This window comes from Tenuifilum sp. 4138str (assembly GCF_041102575.1).
Taxonomy (GTDB): Bacteria; Bacteroidota; Bacteroidia; order Bacteroidales; family Tenuifilaceae; genus Tenuifilum; species Tenuifilum osseticum.
In genome coordinates this window covers 123,338-139,521 of sequence record NZ_JBGCUE010000007.1, presented here as the reverse complement: position 1 = coordinate 139,521, position 16,184 = coordinate 123,338, and the positions used below count along the sequence as shown (strand labels likewise).

The following is a 16,184-nucleotide window of genomic DNA, read 5'->3' as shown; positions in this document are numbered from 1 at the left end:
AAAATAAATCAACTATCTGGTTAAGCGCCAATGATGAATATATTATTTCAGCCGATTTCGATGGAGGTTTACGCTTGTCGCCATTATCAAACCAAAATGGATTAAACGCAAATAGGTTACTAAAGAAATTCCAAATAACTTCAGTTTTCAAGGACAAAGAGGAAGCATACTGGATTTCTACCATTGACAATGGCGTTTTATATATCCCAAATATCCATATACAAACCCTTACCACCCAAAATGGCTTAAGCGATAACAGGATAAAAGCTGTGTACGAGAAGGATGGCAATATATACCTTGGCTATCAGATGGGATGGGTTGACATGGTTACAAAAGATGGTAGAGTACAAAAAATACACTTACATAAAGCCCAGGGTAATGCCTCGTATGTCCGCTACTTTTTGGGCGATGAAGCTAACAATAGACTATGGATTTGCTCATTTGGACACCTTGGCTACATCCAAAACAATAAGTACCATTTGGTTGAATCAGAAACGTCTGTTTATCCACGGAGAATCATTAAAGGAAGAAAGGGTAATTATTACTGGGTGTCAACAGGCTACGGGATAGTTAAGATTCAGGACAATAAAGTGGTTTACCATTCCGGCGAAACTGGGTTTTCGGCTCTAATTCTTGGCATTGAGGAAGATAACAAGGGAAACGTTTGGTTCCTAACCTCAAATGGTCTTTGGAAGTACTCCAATAAGCTTTTTCAATACCTTGGCGATGAAGATCCGCTTTTAGCATACCCGGGCAATGCACTTTACTTTGACCCAAAAGAAGAAAAGCTTTGGATTGGGACAAATGGTGCCGGTATAGTTTTACTGGATAAGAAGGGGAAAACCTTCCAGATAACAAAAAACGACGGGTTGATTTCAAACTCAGTTTACACATTCTTTGCGCATAAAAATAGGATTTGGGTTGGCACCAGGCAGGGATTGTCAATTATTACAATTGAAGGTAATGGTTTTAATATACAAAACCTTACAACCAGCGATGGTTTAGTTAGTAACGATATTGTTTCGCTTTATGTAAACGATTCTATTGCATACGTTGGGACAACCAGCGGTTTGTCAATTCTGCCTACCGCTAGAATTAAACCTAACAGCTACAAACCTCAAACCTACATTACCTCAATTGAAATTAACGATAGTACTTACAGTTGGACACCCGGGAGTATAAACATTCCATATGGCACAAAGTATTTAAACATATCGTATGTAGGGCTATCGTATAAAAATATGGGAAAGGTTCTTTACAGGTCTCGTATTGTGGGACTTGACTCAAGCTGGGTTTATACCTCAGCTACTCAAAACCTATACACTTCATTTAAACCGGGTAAGTTTACTTTTGAGGTTGAGGCCCAGAATTCCAACGGAGTTTGGGGCACTCCAGCAACCCTTGCATTTACTGTTGATCCACCATACTGGCAAAGGATTTGGTTTATCATATTATTTACTTTACTTGCTAGCGGCTTTTTATACCTTATCTATTACATTCGGTTGTCAGAGCTGAAAAAACGTAATGAGCTTATTAGCAACATCAACCTATACAAGCAACAATCGTTACGCCAGCAAATGAACCCCCACTTCATCTTTAACACCCTCAACTCCATACAGTACTACATACTGGAGAAAGATACCATTAGCTCACATAAATACCTTACCAAGTTTGCCCGGTTAATGCGTTTTACGCTCGACAACTCCCTCCACTCTGCCATTCCGCTTCGCGATGAGCTAGAATCGCTTAGGCTTTACCTTGAGCTGGAAGCCCTCAGGCTTCAGGGGAAATTCACCTACGATATCGATTACCAGAACAATGAATCGGTTCTCGATATTAAAATCCCCACCCTGATGATACAACCCTTTGTGGAGAATGCCATTTGGCATGGTATTATGCTTAAACCGGACAAATCGGGCCATGTGCAGGTAACCATAAGCGATATGGAAACATCGGTACTTTGCACCATTGAGGACAATGGCGTAGGCAGGGAGCAAGCCCGTAAAATTCAAGAAACTACCAATAAGGCACACCGCTCAAGAGGCTTTCAGATTACCCAGCAACGCATTGACCTGTTGAACTCCATGTACGGCCAAAAGTTTAACATTCAAATAGTTGACCTTTACTCCCACGATGGCACGCCACAAGGAACAAGGGTTACCATTAACATCCCAAAAGGTCTTGAATCGTCATAGGATAAATAATTATTATCACTATAATTATCAGGCAATTCAAGAATATTCCACTACTATATTGAAGAAAAAGTACATATTTTATCTAAAAATCATCGGTAAAATGTAGCTTAACTATACTTACCATGCTAAATAATTACTTTTGCACGGTATAGCATAAGTTAACATTGGCATGAAAGTAACAGTCATTAAATACTCAAAGGTTTTTATCCTTGTTTTTACCTTACTGGGAACAATTACACTGGTTGGATGTAATGATGATAAGGCTCTTCCAAAGATTTCAGCAGTTGAAGTTTCAACCATTTACACCTATTCTGCCATTTGTAATGGCAAGGTACTGGACGATGGTGGAACGCAAGTGTTAAGCAAGGGTGTATGCTGGAACACCACCGGAAACCCAACCATTTCAGACTATAGGAATATTGATGGAAAGGGGATTGGTGAATTCACCAGCACAATAAAGGGTCTTGCCCCTAACACAACATACTACATAAAAGCTTATGCCACCAATGCCAACGGAACCACATACAGCAATAGTGTAAGCTTTAAAACCCAGCCAGAACTTGCAGCAATCTCCGATATTTCATTCACATCAGTAACTAAAACCGCAGCCCAATGCTCGGCAAGTATTATCTCGGCAGGAGGTGAAACGGTAACTGAAAGGGGATTCTGCTGGAGCAAATCACCTATGCCTACCATTGCCAATAACAAAGTTGCCCTTAATGGCGGCACTGGCTCCTTTTCGGCTACTTTAGAAAACCTGGAAAGTGGAACACAGTATTATATCCGTGCATACGCAATAACCAGTGCAGGAACATCGTACAGCGTTGAACGAACCTTTATCACCGCTTCCGAAAACCCAGCACTAGTTGACAACGACCACCTTTTACTTGGCAATCCAACAGGTGCAACCACCAATATTGTGAGTGCCAATAACTACCTAATGGTTAAACCCCAGTACTGTTTATCGTACAACAACTCAAAACGAACTGCCAACTGGGTGGCATGGCACCTAAACTCCAGCTGGCTGGGTAGCGTTTCGCGCCAGGATGATTTCAGGGCCGATTACACATTGCCCGACACATGGTACCGCGTAACCGAATCGGACTTTTACTATTCCCAGTACGGTTTCGACCGTGGGCATATGTGCCCCAGTGCCGACCGCACAAAAACAGTTGAGGATAACTCGGCAACCTTCCTGATGACTAACATGGTACCCCAATCACCTAACAATAACCAGATAGTGTGGGAGAACTTTGAAAGCTACTGCCGGAACTTGGCAAAAAGCGGTTCAGAGCTTTACATAATCAGTGGGCCTTACGGCGAGGGAGGAACCAGCAGCAAGGGCACTTTCACCATTCTAAAATCGGGCGTTGTGGTTCCAAGCCATGTATGGAAAATTGCGCTTGTGCTCCCCAATGGTAACAACGACATATCGCGCATTAACACCTCAACAAGGGTTATTGCAGTGGTTATTCCTAACAATCAGGAGTGTTCAAAGTACCAGTGGACATACTACCGGGTAAGTGTCGATTCCGTTGAGAACCTAACCGGTTACAATTTTTTCACAAACATACCTACCGATATTCAGGACGCCCTTGAGGCAAAGGTGGATAACCAATAAGCCATGGCTCCATTAATAGCAAAAACCTCAATACTGGTGTGCGTTCCCTAGTGCATTCCACAAAAATAAGCGAACGCGACAGGAAGTCATGCTCGAGCAAGGGGAAGCATTCATCACAAAGCGAAGGGTACAGCAGCTCGCCCTCTAAAACGTAACAAAACCCACCCAAAACAGGCGGGTTTCGCATTTATGTTGCTAGCACGGATTACAAATCCGCGCTAGCAGGGGGAATAGCTTCCATCTTTTCCGCCCAAGTAACCGACTTTTAGGACGGTTTTAGGATTACTCACAGTTTGTTTGTTTTTTATAGGTGTTCGTGAATGCGCTGCATTTGCCAACGCTCAAAAAAAACAAAATAAATTCGTACTTCGTGGATAGGTTTGTGCAGTATAAAAAAGACAAATACTAAATGGCTAATAAACCGATTAACAGACGGAAAGAATCAAAACCAGTTGCCAACGCGCGGTTTAGTTAATAAGGGGTTCAGTGGTTTTTGGAGTGTAGTGAGACGTTCCAAAATTAACTGTAACTTGACTGAGGAAAATCCCGCATTCCCTTACTAACCATACCGCCAACCGTTACCGACAATGCCAAAAAACTCATCCTAAAACAAAACGATAGTATAAATTAAAAGTTTTTTTAAGCTGTAGTGAACAATCTTTCATAATATATGTTTCAACATATTATGTTTGTACTTTTATTTATGAGAAAAATGGATATATACACATAAAACACAATAAAAAAGGTTCCGTTAACTTTTTTGACTCAAAAACAACAAACAAAATAGCCTTATGGAAAAAATCAAAATAGAAATGTATTACACGCTTACATGCCCCAACTGTAAGACGTTGAAGAAAATGTTGAAGGATATTTTACCCGAATTTGGTGATAGGTTTGAGTTGAAAACGACCTTGGCAAACGGGCCTGTTGGCATGGTACGGTCAATGAAATTAGGAATACATTCAGTACCCACATTGCTGATAAATAATGAAATCGTATTTAGAAGTGTTCCTACAAAGCAAGAATTAATCAATAAACTCAATTCATATTAACACAATGAAATTTAAGACAATGGGAAAAACGAAAAAACTCAGATGCCCACTTGGAGTACCGGGTGGAATTATTGCAGCCTTAATAGGTATAGTTGGGATTGTGTTGAATATTGTAAACTTCGACACGTTTAATCTGCTTATTTCAATTGCCTTGCTATTATTAGCATTGCCATTTGTGCGTGTGACAATGATGGTTCACGGTGCTAACGACCGCTTAGATGCAATTGAAGAACAATTAAAATCAAACAAATAAAAAGGAGGATATATTATGTTAAAAATTGGAATAATTTTAGGAAGTACCCGTCCAGGTCGCAACGCAGAACAAGTTGCCAAATGGGTATATGAATTGGCTTCAAAAAGAAATGATGCGGAATATGAGATAGTGGACATAAAAGCTTACAACTTGCCGCTGCTTGACGAACCGTATCCTGCATCAATGGGTCAATATCAAAATGAACACACAAAAGCCTGGGCAGAAAAAATCAAATCGCTCGATGCCTTTATTTTTGTAACCGGTGAGTATAACCACTCCCTACCCGGTGCTTTAAAAAATGCCCTTGATTACTTATTTGCAGAATGGAACAACAAAGCTGCAGGATTTGTTAGCTACGGTTCGGCAGGTGGTGCAAGAGCAGTTGAACATCTTCGATTGATAATGGGCGAACTTCAGGTTGCTGATGTACGGACGCAGGTACTGCTTTCACTGTTTACCGACTTTGAAAATTTCAGTGTGTTTAAACCCGCTGAATTGCATGAGCAAAATCTACATGCTATGCTTGATCAGCTCATTAGCTGGGGGACTGCGCTTAAAAGTTTAAGGAAATAGTATCTATGGCAAGGTTGCCGGTTTATTTTATTCCTCACGGAGGTGGCCCCTGGCATGTTATGAACGATGCCTTTGACGACCCCGTGGGGTATGGCCACCTAAAGGAATATCTTGAAAAGTTGGGGAGGCAATTCAGCCAAGAAATAAAAGCAATTCTTGTCATTTCAGCCCATTGGGAAGAAGATGTCCCAACCGTTCACTTTGGGTCCAATCCGCCTTTACTTTATGATTACTATGGTTTCCCCGAATCAACATATCATTTAAACTGGCCTGCACCTGGCAACCCTGAATTGGCTGATCAGATTGAAAACCTGATTCGGGCAAGCGGTTTTACAACAAAAAGAGAATACCATCGCGGCTTCGACCACGGAACCTTTGTGCCGCTGATGGTTGCATTTCCTAAAGCCCATATCCCTGTGGTTCAACTTTCATTAGTAAAAACGCTTGAGCCGGCAACCCATATCAAACTGGGGAAAGCCCTTGAACCTCTGCGTAACGAAGGCGTGCTGATTATCGGCTCGGGAATGAGTTATCACAACATGCGTGGGTTTATGTCCCAAAATTCAAATACAAGCGATAATGCACAAAAATTTGATGACTGGCTGACAAAAACGGTTTTAAACAACGACATAAATGCGAGAAATCAAGCATTAAAAAATTGGCAAAAGGCTCCTGCTGCCATGGAATGCCACCCGAGAAGTGAGCACTTGGTGCCTTTGTTTGTAGCAGCCGGAGCAGCAGGAAACGACACAGGAAACATAGATTACAGCGGTACACTTATGGGGGTGAAAATTTCAGGATATAAGTTCGGATAACATTAAATCAAGAAAATATGAATGACATAAAAAACAAGTGGGATGAACGATATGCTCAAAAAGAATATGTTTACGGCAAAGAACCCAATGAGTTTTTTAAACAGGAATTAGCAAAACACAAGCCCGGAAAAATTTTACTTCCGGCCGAAGGCGAAGGCAGGAATGCTGTATATGCCGCAAAATTGGGTTGGGAGGTTTATGCTTTCGACAGCAGTTCCGAGGCTATAAAAAAAGCTCAGCAATTAGCTTCCGAAAACAATGTAGAAATTCATTACACCCTCTCTTCTTTTGAAGAGGCTGATTATCCCGATGATTTTTTCGATCTGATTGGTTTGTTTTACGCGCATACTTTGTCAAGAGCTGACAATCATAAAAAACTTATTCGTTTTTTAAAGCCCAAAGGGACTATTATTTTGGAGGGATTTTCCAAAGAACAAATTCATTACAACAGCGGAGGACCAAGTAAAATTGAAATGCTCTTTTCTGAAGAAGAACTTCAAAGTGATTTTGCCGATTTAACGGAATTAATAACAGAAAAGATGGAGATCCAATTGAATGAAGGGAAGCAACATAATGGAAAAGCTTCGGTAATTCGATTAATAGGACTGAAATGAGAGAAAGTAGTTTGTTAAAAGACCGAAAGCTGTATGTGATTTTCGGCATTACACTGATTGCTGTAATGGGTGTTGCAAGTATAACCCCTGCCATGCCACAAATGGCTGATGCACTCAATTTAAGCAAAACACGCATAGGGCTTCTCATTAGTGCATTTACACTACCGGGTATATTCTTAACACCACTTGCCGGAATATACGCCGATCGCAAGGGAAGAAAAAAAATTCTTGTTCCCTCCTTGTTTATTTTTGCCATAGCAGGTTTTGCAATATTTTTCATTCGCGATTTTTATATTATCCTTTTATTAAGGGTTTTGCAGGGTATTGGTGCTGCATCACTTGGCTCTCTGAATGTAACGTTGATTGGTGATTTTTTCAAAGGGAAACAACGACCTGCTGCCATGGGGTATAATGCAAGTGTTTTGAGTTTATCCACAGCGAGCTATCCGCTTATTGGTGGGGCACTGGCCGGATTTGCTTGGTATTATCCTTTTGTTTTACCCTTATTGGCTATACCTGTAGGATTTTTTGTGATTTTTGGTATGGAAGAACCCGAATTTGATGTATCTCAAAATTTAAAAGAATATTTTCAGGCGATTTCAAAAAGCATTTTAAAAAAAGAAGTTATTGCTATTTTTATTTTAAGTGTAATAACCTTCATTATTCTTTACGGGGCGTTTTTAACTTATATCCCATTTCTGCTGAAACAAAAATTTAATTTATCGGCACCTGGTATTGGACTCATGTTGTCATTAAGTTCAATTACATCAGCAATTTTTGCAACGCAAATAGGGAAACTTACCAACAAGTTTGGCAGTTTATTTTTGTTAAAAACGGCTTTTTTTCTCTATTTAATGGTCTTATTGTTAGTACCTAATATAACGAGTCTATATCTTTTTATATCGATTGTATTAATTTTTGGCAGCGCACAAGCATTAAATATGCCGAGTTTACAAACGGTTTTAGCAAATCTTGCCCCCGACAACCAACGAGGTGCATTTATGTCATTGAATGGCATGGTTTTACGATTAGGACAAACACTTGGACCTATTATTATTGGAATCGGTTTTACTATAAGCGGTTTAAGTGGCGCCTATTATTTGGGTGCTTTTATTGCCATACTTGGCCTATTGGTTTTATTTACCATGCTTACGGAAGAGAAAATGAAACAGAAGTGAAAATATAATCAGGCTCCTCATGCAATTGGAGTATTTGTCAATATTTAGAATCAATAAAGTTTAATCATTTAAAACAAAAAAATTATGACACCAAAAGTTGAAAAGATTCACAAAATTGCCGGATGGGTAATTGCCGGTTTATTAACAGCACTTTACTTGTTTAGTGCTAGTGGAAAATTGTTTCTTCATCCAGAACAAATGGAACAAATGAATTTAGGTGACTGGCGGATAATTATCGCTTTGGGCGAAATCACCTCTGCCCTATTATATTTGTTTCCAAAAACAAATAGATTTGGAACGCTTTTACTCAGTTCCTACATGGGCGGAGCCATTATTATTCACATGACAGGGGGTATGAGTATTATAATGCCAAGTGCTGTTCTTATTTTAGTTTGGGTTGGTTTTTATTTAAGAACACCTGATTTTTTTAAGATAAAATAAAATGAAAATTGAAGACGAAATAAAAGGAAGATTTCGGAACGAATATCACAAAGGATTGATAAATCTAACCTATACTGCAAAACAATTGAGTTATGAGTTCTATCAATCACTTAAAAAACATGGACTTACCGAACAACAATACAATGTGCTTAGAATATTGCGGGGTTTTCGTTCCGAGGCCCCGCTTTCTATCGGTTTTATCAAAGAACGTATGCTCGATAAAGATTCTGATGTTAGCCGAATTGTTGACCGGTTATTTGAAAAAGGATTGGTAAGCAGAAAAGAAAACCCTGCCGACAGACGACAAAAATCAGTTGAAATAACAGCACAAGGACTGGAGCTTCTCGATAAAATGTATAGTTGTGAAATGAAAGCAGATACCTTGCTTGGTAATTTAACGATTGAAGAAGTTAATATATTGAATCAATTGCTGGATAAAATTAGAGAAAAAAAAAATAAAGCACATGGCGGTAGTGCATTTGGCAGATAGTTCTAATTTCTAGGGTGTTGCATCTAATAAACGTTGTAACGGCTTGACAAGTTCGTGCTTCGAATTGCTAAACGACACCATACATGCGACCTTTACCATCAATAAAGTCAAAAACCAATTTGTGTTATAAATGACTGACAGATAGAAGAAATTGAATTTTAAGAAGTTGCAAATAAAAAATTTTTTTTATTTTAAGATGATTTAGAAGCTACAGTTTAGGGTTCTACTGTTTTTTTTTTTTAATCAAAAACTAAAATGAATTTTTAGAACATATCAAAGCAAAATTAATATGGAAAGAAAAACAATTACAACACTCGCAAAGCTCAAATTTTAGGCTGAAGCACATTTACAAACGCCCAATAATTTGTTTGGGCTAAACAATTCGGGGGGCATATGCTGAGGAGTGAAAACCCATCGCCATAGATGCTTCGGGAAATGTCTATACCACCGGATATTTTGGGGGAACAGCCGATTTTGACCCGGTTAGCGGAACCTTTAACCGCATTTCAACAATAAAAATATAAGGTATCTTTATGTATAATTTTTCAGTAAGTTATAAAACGTTGAATCAGATTTCCATACAACTGTTACGAAACAAATGAAAACACAAAGTATTAATAATTATAGACTATCCAAACACTGAATATACGGCATATAGCAAAGTTATTTACTGTATAAACGCTTGTTCTAGCTCAATTTTCTTAACCCTTGTTGTATTGCATTATCTCATCACATAAACTAGCAAAAAAGTATTTTTTTAAATTTGTTTATATTATATACATATATTTGAACAAAGGCAAAAATATAATTAAGATGAAACAAGCCATGCTAAAACCTTTAACACACAGGAAGATGAGTATAAATGGCGTGTTCCATTTGACCTTGAAAAATCAATTATAAACACATGAAATCTAAATTATTAACGGTACTTACTTTAATCAGTATCAACAGCATTGTCAACGCCCAAGTGCAAAAAGGCGGCGACATTGACGGCGAAGCGGCTGGTAACTGGTCAGGCTATTCCGTGAGCATGCCCGATGCCAATACCGTGGCCATTGGGGCCCCATATAATGCCGGAAACGGCACTAGTGCCGGCCATGTACGCATCTACACCTGGAACGGCACCACTTGGGTGCAAAAAGGCGCAGACATTGACGGCGAAGCGGCTGGTGACTGATCAGGCTATTCCGTGAGCATGCCCGATGCCAATACCTTGGCCATTGGGGCTTATGCTAATGACGGAAACGGCACCGATGCCGGCCATATACGCATTTACACCTGGAACGGCACCACTTGGGTGCAAAAAGGCGCAGACATTGACGGCGAAGCAGCTGGTGACTGGTCAGGCTATTCCGTGAGCATGCCCGATGCCAATACCTTGGCCATTGGGGCTCTTGGTAATGACGGAAATGGCACAGATGCTGGCCATGTACGCATTTACACCTGGAACGGCACCAGTTGGGTGCAAAAACTCGCAGACATTGACGGCGAAGCAGCTAATGACTATTCAGGCACTTCCGTGAGCATGCCCGATGCCAATACCGTGGCCATTGGGGCTGATGGTAATGCCGGAAACGGAAGCTATGCCGGACATGTACGGGTATTTGATATAAGTTCTTCTACTTCCACTATTTCACCCACTGCCGCCAACATCAATTTATACCCCAACCCAACCAACGAACAGTTTACCATAGATGTAGGAAGCTTAACCGGAACAATCCAATTAAAAGTAGTCAGTGTTGAAGGAAAAGAAGTGTTAAACACGACCATTCAAAATAAGCAAACGGTAGTAACAACAAAAAAATGGGAAAAAGGGATATATATTGTTCAAATCATTAACAGCAATAGGCTTACAACAATTAAACTAATTAAACAGTAAGTAATTAATTAAATAATAAGCTTTCCCAATGTCTGTTCGAATAGAGCAAGCTTTTGAATTATAACAAGTTAAATTAGAAAAGCTTAAATTTGAGTTCTTAAAAAGCAATCATGAGCAAATGTAAAGAATATAAACAATTTAGCCTTACAGATATTGCTGATGAGGGGTAGATTTAAGCTGTAAATGCAACTTTTTTGTTAAACAATAATTCCTCTAGTTTCTCTTTTGGGGTTAAAAACCCTAAACGCTTTCTGGGCCTTTTGTTTAGCAGCCTCTCCACCCACAAGACCTGTTCGTGAGAGATGGTATCCAAACAGGTTTTCTTGGGGAAGAACTGGCGGATCAGCCCGTTGGCGTTCTCGTTAGCCCCTCTCTCCCAGGAATGGTATGGTTTGGCAAGGTAAAATAAAATTCCCAGATCTTTGGCTATAGCCTCATTCTCAGCAAACTCCTTGCCGTTGTCAGCGGTGATGGTGTGCAGCCAGGGCTTCCAGTGCAAGAGGACCTTGAGGGCTTTTCCCACCAGCTCGGCAGCGTTTTTACCCTCCAGCTTCCGGATCCAGAGGTAACCGGAAAGCCGGTCGATGATGGTCAACAGCGCCCCCCGGTGGTTTGCCCCGATGACGGTGTCCACCTCTAGGTCACCAAAGCGAACCCTGGCATCCACCTCGGGCGGCCGCTCGCTGATGTCCCTGCGGTTGCGAATGCACCCCCTGTTATCGGTGTACCTGCCCGTGAGCCTACGGTAGGGCTTGCCCCGTCGCAGGTACTCGTGCAGTGTTGCGCCTGACCTCCCGGGTTCCCGTGATCTTGCTCACCCCGATGGTCATGGCTATTTCACTTTTCCTATACCCCGCCTCTAGCATTTGTGAAATTGTGTACCTTTGCTCCTGTGTTAGGTGTCTCATCCTGCAACTTATTTCTGGGGTGATTTAGGGGGCGAAGATAGCCACTTAACCGTCAGGAACGAAGGGGGATAGCTCAAAACCTTTCTCCCCGTTCTTGAAAAAGTTAGTTTTTTCTCTTACGCTCCTAAATTAATTCCCCTAAAAGTTGCGTTTACAATGAAAATCTAAGAATGCAAAAAACAAAAACACCCTAAAATTTGATGTTTTAGGGTGTTTTGAATTTTTTTGAATCAGTTTTTGTGGAGCTGGAGGGAATCGAACCCTCGTCCAAACAAGGAACCAGTTTGCTTTCTACATGCTTAGCCTTTCTTGGTTGTCGGGATTGGCCAGGTGAAAGGCGACCGAACCAATCCTTAACCTTTGGTTGTTTCATTGGGGTTTAAAGGTGTCGCCCCAACTATCCCCGTTTGATCGGTGCCCCATATGCCGGAAACAACAGGGCGTAATTTCCGGCGGGACATCTCGTCCCCGCACATCCTTGGCGCAGGGATTAAGCCTTAACTCCTGGAGTTATTAGGCAGCGAGAGCGTAGTTAGTTTCGCCGTTTATTGGTTTGTGCCCGGGATTAACGAGCCGGCCTCACGACGCTCGGCATGCTTACAAACCCATTCTACTTGCTGTCAAAACCACGTCAGCCCCCTGGCTGATTGAACTGCAAATATAATGCTTTTAAGTAAACTTATTTTACGACTATGGATAATATTTGTTTCATAAATTGTCTGTGCTAAATTGTATAGCGATAGTCAAATAATAGAACACAGATAACACTGATTGGCTCGATTTACGCAGATCGGCTATAAACCTAATACCGCCCACTCCGTACACTATGGATGAAATGCTTCGCTTCGATCGGATTGACTAAGGACTTTTTCGTAAATCGTTGTTCGTTTTTCGTTTTTCGTTTGTTTATTGTCATGCTGAGCTAGTCGAAGCATCTCTTTATACAATCATTCCCATATTCACTTTTTTGGTTGTATGTTAATCGCTCTTTGGCATGCTCTTCAGTGGCGATGCAACGCATCACCCTTGCTCTTTGGAAAAAGAATTGCGTGCATCGCTATACGTGGGGGAGTCGTAATTGAGTTACAAATGTTTAGCCCCTACGGGGCTGGAAAGGTTGTTCGTTGTTCGTGAAAAACGACCTCACCCCAACCATTTCCCCAAAGAGGGAATAGAGCGGAAGAAGTTTGTATTGGCATAAAAGCCTGACCCGACAATGGGTCGGGGGTGGAACGTGGCGGTTGGTTAAGTAAGCGATACCACATGAGTCATGCCGCAGGCGTGGCGAATAGTATCGCGTGGCAGTTCCACCCACGGGGCACCCATCGGGACGGGCTTTTCAGCCTTGATTTTCTTTGGTTCTTTCTTGTATCAAGACAAGAAAGAACGGATATGTCGCTCTTTGGCATGCTTTATTGTTGCGATGCAACGTTTCAGTGTTGCTCTTTGGTAGATGCATTGCGTGCATCGCTATACGCGTGGGAGTCGTACTGGAGTTACAAATGTTTAGCCCCTACGGGGCTGGAAAGGTTGTTCGTTGTTTATGAACCTATTGTCATGTTGAGCACTAGCGAAACATCTCATTAGGTCGGTCAGAGATCCTTCGCTGCGCTCAGGATGACAAGAAGAGTTGATAGTTGATGGTTGATAGTGAAAAAAAAGCATTTCACGAAACACTAAAAACCAAACACTACTCTCCATCTTCCCTGTACACTGCACACTGTACACTGCACACTGTACACTATTCAATAGATCCTTCGCTTTGCTCAGGATGACAAGCAGAGTTGACAGTTGATAGTTGATGGTTGATAGTGAAAAAAGCATTTCACGAAACACTAAAAACCAAACACTACTCTCCATCTTCCCTGTACACTGCATACTATACACTGCACACTATTCAATAGAAGCTTCGCTGTGCTCAGGATGACAACAAAAGGAGTGTTTGTTTTTATCAACTAAACGACCTTGGTTTAGCAGATTTCATTTTACCCTTACCTCAACCCTATAGTCGTCAATAAGGAACTCACCCTTACGCTTGTTCCAGAATCCCGTTCTGATAGTAAGTTCAGGGGTTACCTCAATGTTGTGCAGGATTATGTTGAAGCTAACGTCGTGCCACTCATCGGGGTTGGCCGTATCGGGGGTATTTACCTCAAAAACCCTTTCATACATAGAATCCCCATTGGAAATGGCCTCGACAAAATACCTTAGGTTCTCATCGGAGGTTTTTCGGAACTGACGGTACGATACCTTTAACTCAATGGGCTGGACGGGCTGGATGGAGTCGAGTTTAAGGGCGCTAACCAGGTAATTCTCTTTCCTTTTGGGTATACGGAAATACGCTGTACGATTAATCTTTGAGGTTGACACAGTGGCGGTATCGGTAGGCGTTGCTGTATCAAAATCGTACCTAACAAGGGTAATAAAAGTTTTATTTGCGCCCGAAACAATCTTATGATTTTCACTTACGGTTAGGGTGTCGGGGTTGGTACGCTCCAGCAAAGCAACCTGGTAAGGTTTGCCAAAGGCATATACCGGTGTTTCGGGGTTAAATACCTGTATCAATCTGAATTGGGCAGAGGTAAGCAACGAATCGAGGTCGATTTTGTTCACTGCACCCAGTGCAACATCGTAAATAAACAAATCGCCATTCTGCATCGAATTAAGCTCAGCAGTGTTCTTTACCTCAATGCAGCTACTACACTTTGGGTTCTTATTGAGGTAGTAGAATAAAGTTGGGTTAGTAAAGTAAATCCTTTTATCGCTTAAACCATTTTCCTTAATGTAGCTGGCAGCATCGGATAAAGCCCAATCGGTTGACGAGATTGAAACGGGATAGTTCTGAATGGCAAAAGGTATATGAATGATTGATGCAAAACCCAGTATAAGTGCACCTATACGCACTGCCTCGCTCTTGAAGATAATGAAAAACATTTTGGCAAAAAGGTATAAACCACGGGTAGCCATTACAGCCATAAATGGAACAATTGCAGCCATGTAGCGCGATAAACCCTGCGAATTGCCCATACCCTGCCACCATGCAAATGAGTGGGCCAAAAAATAGATTACAAATGGTAAAACCACAAGCACAAACTCTTGCGAGTACTCCCTCCGCTCACGTAGGTATAACCATAATCCGGCCACCAAACCGGTTACAAAGAATATCTCGTTGGGTATTCCAAAAAATCCGGGGCTGCGAACAATAAACTGGGTAAAAGAGCCATGTCCAAATATACTATCGCTCCAAAGCGTTACCCCATCAAATAGCCAGAAAAGGTTCTTACCAAGCATCAATCCTATTAAGCTATATAGCACGGTTGCACTAAAAAGAAGCGGCAAATACTTAGCCCTGCGCCAGCGTAAAAAATAGATTGCGTAAACTGGCAATAGGATAAAACCATCGAGACGGATAAGTGGCAATAGCGATATAACTATTGCTCCTGCTAAGAATTTATCCTTAATCAGAAGGAATGTCCCAAGTATCGCGAAAAAGGCAAACATGATTTCGGTTGTGCCCCCATAGAATGTCATCATAAAAACGGGAGTAAAGCTACATATAACCAATGCCAGCAGCGGGGTTTTCATTTTCAGTTCCTTGGCTACCCTGTACGCAAAGTACCCCGATAGTATACCCAGAATGATATTCATTAGCTGGAGCGATTTAAAGCCAAGCAAGGCAAAGGGTGCAGCAAGTAATGTAAAAAGAGGGTTTGCCCAAGAATTTAATAGGTTTTCGGGGTTAGCAAATGCCCAGCGGGCAAACTGGTAGTGCATAACAGAGTACGATCCGCCAGAATAGCCATTGCTGAGAACCAGAACTGCCATGTTGATAACAAGTATAACCGCTATAAGCGCATACATCAGTCGCCTTTCGCTAACCTCGCTCAAGGATTGAATGAAACGGTTAAAGTTCATGCTAGTAAGGTTTAGTTACTGTTGTTTAAGCAAATAGTAAAAATAGAAAACACGAATTGAAACATCGAATACCGGCATAAAAATAACATTAATATTTAAACCCAAATGCCATGAATTAGCAAATTCAACCGGGTTAATTTCTTGAGGAATGAGCTGGAATGAGCCGGAATGAGTTGGAATATGAGGAAGTTAAACGTGAACCGTGAACCGGAAGAATTAAGAATATGGCGGAGTTAGAGGAAGTTAGAGG

Annotated in this window: 15 protein-coding genes and 1 other RNA gene; 12 read left to right on the top strand and 4 right to left on the bottom strand. The window is 41.1% G+C overall.

All coding sequences use genetic code 11. From position 1 onward, the window contains the following. Positions 1-74 precede the first annotated feature (74 nt). The 12 genes from AB6811_RS08460 (at position 75) to AB6811_RS08405 (ending at position 11,111) form a co-directional block, all read left to right on the top strand. On the top strand, positions 75-2,195 hold the full coding sequence (locus AB6811_RS08460; RefSeq protein ID WP_369490014.1) for a sensor histidine kinase: 2,121 nt from the start codon (positions 75-77) through the stop codon (positions 2,193-2,195). Between the two features lie 169 nt (positions 2,196-2,364). Then, on the top strand, positions 2,365-3,816 hold the full coding sequence (locus AB6811_RS08455; protein ID WP_288019266.1) for a DNA/RNA non-specific endonuclease: 1,452 nt from the start codon (positions 2,365-2,367) through the stop codon (positions 3,814-3,816). 791 nt (positions 3,817-4,607) lie between these two features. Then, on the top strand, positions 4,608-4,868 hold the full coding sequence (locus AB6811_RS08450) for a thioredoxin family protein (protein ID WP_369490013.1): 261 nt from the start codon (positions 4,608-4,610) through the stop codon (positions 4,866-4,868). Positions 4,869-4,872: 4 nt separating this feature from the next. Then, positions 4,873-5,121 carry a hypothetical protein gene (locus tag AB6811_RS08445; RefSeq protein WP_288019264.1) on the top strand — a complete coding sequence of 83 codons (249 nt, stop codon included), beginning with the start codon at positions 4,873-4,875 and terminating at the stop codon, positions 5,119-5,121. 15 nt (positions 5,122-5,136) lie between these two features. Further along, positions 5,137-5,694: an NADPH-dependent FMN reductase gene (locus tag AB6811_RS08440; protein WP_369490012.1), complete on the top strand. Its 558-nt coding sequence runs from the start codon at positions 5,137-5,139 to the stop codon at positions 5,692-5,694. Between the two features lie 5 nt (positions 5,695-5,699). Beyond that, a complete protein-coding gene (locus tag AB6811_RS08435; RefSeq protein ID WP_369490011.1) occupies positions 5,700-6,509 on the top strand; it encodes a DODA-type extradiol aromatic ring-opening family dioxygenase in 810 nt (269 codons plus the stop codon). A 17-nt stretch (positions 6,510-6,526) separates the two neighbouring features. Beyond that, positions 6,527-7,123 (top strand): class I SAM-dependent methyltransferase, encoded by a 597-nt coding sequence (locus AB6811_RS08430; RefSeq protein ID WP_369490010.1) that lies wholly within the window; start codon positions 6,527-6,529, stop codon positions 7,121-7,123. After that, positions 7,120-8,301 carry an MFS transporter gene (locus AB6811_RS08425; protein WP_369490009.1) on the top strand — a complete coding sequence of 394 codons (1,182 nt, stop codon included), beginning with the start codon at positions 7,120-7,122 and terminating at the stop codon, positions 8,299-8,301. The genes AB6811_RS08430 and AB6811_RS08425 overlap by 4 nt, the downstream gene beginning before the upstream one ends. 84 nt (positions 8,302-8,385) lie before the next feature. Continuing rightward, positions 8,386-8,742, top strand: a complete 357-nt coding sequence (locus AB6811_RS08420; protein WP_369490008.1) for a DoxX family protein — start codon at positions 8,386-8,388, stop codon at positions 8,740-8,742. Position 8,743: 1 nt separating this feature from the next. Next, complete coding sequence (locus tag AB6811_RS08415; RefSeq protein ID WP_369490007.1) at positions 8,744-9,232, top strand: MarR family winged helix-turn-helix transcriptional regulator; 489 nt, start codon at positions 8,744-8,746, stop codon at positions 9,230-9,232. 904 nt (positions 9,233-10,136) lie between these two features. Further along, positions 10,137-10,409: a hypothetical protein gene (locus tag AB6811_RS08410; protein WP_369490006.1), complete on the top strand. Its 273-nt coding sequence runs from the start codon at positions 10,137-10,139 to the stop codon at positions 10,407-10,409. An 18-nt stretch (positions 10,410-10,427) separates the two neighbouring features. After that, complete coding sequence (locus tag AB6811_RS08405) at positions 10,428-11,111, top strand: T9SS type A sorting domain-containing protein (RefSeq protein WP_369490005.1); 684 nt, start codon at positions 10,428-10,430, stop codon at positions 11,109-11,111. Between the two features lie 172 nt (positions 11,112-11,283). Here AB6811_RS08405 and AB6811_RS08400 read toward each other — a convergent pair whose 3' ends face one another. The 4 genes from AB6811_RS08400 to AB6811_RS08390 form a co-directional block, all read right to left on the bottom strand. Then, entirely contained in the window at positions 11,284-11,877 is a 594-nt protein-coding gene (locus tag AB6811_RS08400; protein ID WP_439655719.1) for an IS30 family transposase, read from the bottom strand. Next, the gene (locus AB6811_RS13795; protein ID WP_439655718.1) at positions 11,852-11,977 is read right to left on the bottom strand and encodes a hypothetical protein; all 126 of its coding nucleotides are present in this window, start codon (positions 11,975-11,977) and stop codon (positions 11,852-11,854) included. The genes AB6811_RS08400 and AB6811_RS13795 overlap by 26 nt, the downstream gene beginning before the upstream one ends. Positions 11,978-12,256: 279 nt before the next feature. Beyond that, positions 12,257-12,658, bottom strand: a transfer-messenger RNA (tmRNA) gene (gene ssrA, locus AB6811_RS08395). Between the two features lie 1,341 nt (positions 12,659-13,999). Then, positions 14,000-15,934 (bottom strand): glycosyltransferase family protein, encoded by a 1,935-nt coding sequence (locus AB6811_RS08390; RefSeq protein ID WP_369490004.1) that lies wholly within the window; start codon positions 15,932-15,934, stop codon positions 14,000-14,002. Positions 15,935-16,184: the final 250 nt, after the last annotated feature.

Coding starts and splice junctions, on each gene's coding strand:
- AB6811_RS08440 (WP_369490012.1), top strand. CDS start 5,137: ATGTTAAAAATTGGAATAATTTTAGGAAGTACCCGTCCAGGTCGCAAC.
- AB6811_RS13795 (WP_439655718.1), bottom strand. CDS start 11,977: ATGCTAGAGGCGGGGTATAGGAAAAGTGAAATAGCCATGACCATCGGG.
- AB6811_RS08410 (WP_369490006.1), top strand. CDS start 10,137: ATGAAATCTAAATTATTAACGGTACTTACTTTAATCAGTATCAACAGC.
- AB6811_RS08435 (WP_369490011.1), top strand. CDS start 5,700: ATGGCAAGGTTGCCGGTTTATTTTATTCCTCACGGAGGTGGCCCCTGG.
- AB6811_RS08455 (WP_288019266.1), top strand. CDS start 2,365: ATGAAAGTAACAGTCATTAAATACTCAAAGGTTTTTATCCTTGTTTTT.
- AB6811_RS08405 (WP_369490005.1), top strand. CDS start 10,428: ATGCCCGATGCCAATACCTTGGCCATTGGGGCTTATGCTAATGACGGA.
- AB6811_RS08430 (WP_369490010.1), top strand. CDS start 6,527: ATGAATGACATAAAAAACAAGTGGGATGAACGATATGCTCAAAAAGAA.
- AB6811_RS08425 (WP_369490009.1), top strand. CDS start 7,120: ATGAGAGAAAGTAGTTTGTTAAAAGACCGAAAGCTGTATGTGATTTTC.
- AB6811_RS08415 (WP_369490007.1), top strand. CDS start 8,744: ATGAAAATTGAAGACGAAATAAAAGGAAGATTTCGGAACGAATATCAC.
- AB6811_RS08420 (WP_369490008.1), top strand. CDS start 8,386: ATGACACCAAAAGTTGAAAAGATTCACAAAATTGCCGGATGGGTAATT.
- AB6811_RS08450 (WP_369490013.1), top strand. CDS start 4,608: ATGGAAAAAATCAAAATAGAAATGTATTACACGCTTACATGCCCCAAC.
- AB6811_RS08445 (WP_288019264.1), top strand. CDS start 4,873: ATGAAATTTAAGACAATGGGAAAAACGAAAAAACTCAGATGCCCACTT.
- AB6811_RS08390 (WP_369490004.1), bottom strand. CDS start 15,934: ATGAACTTTAACCGTTTCATTCAATCCTTGAGCGAGGTTAGCGAAAGG.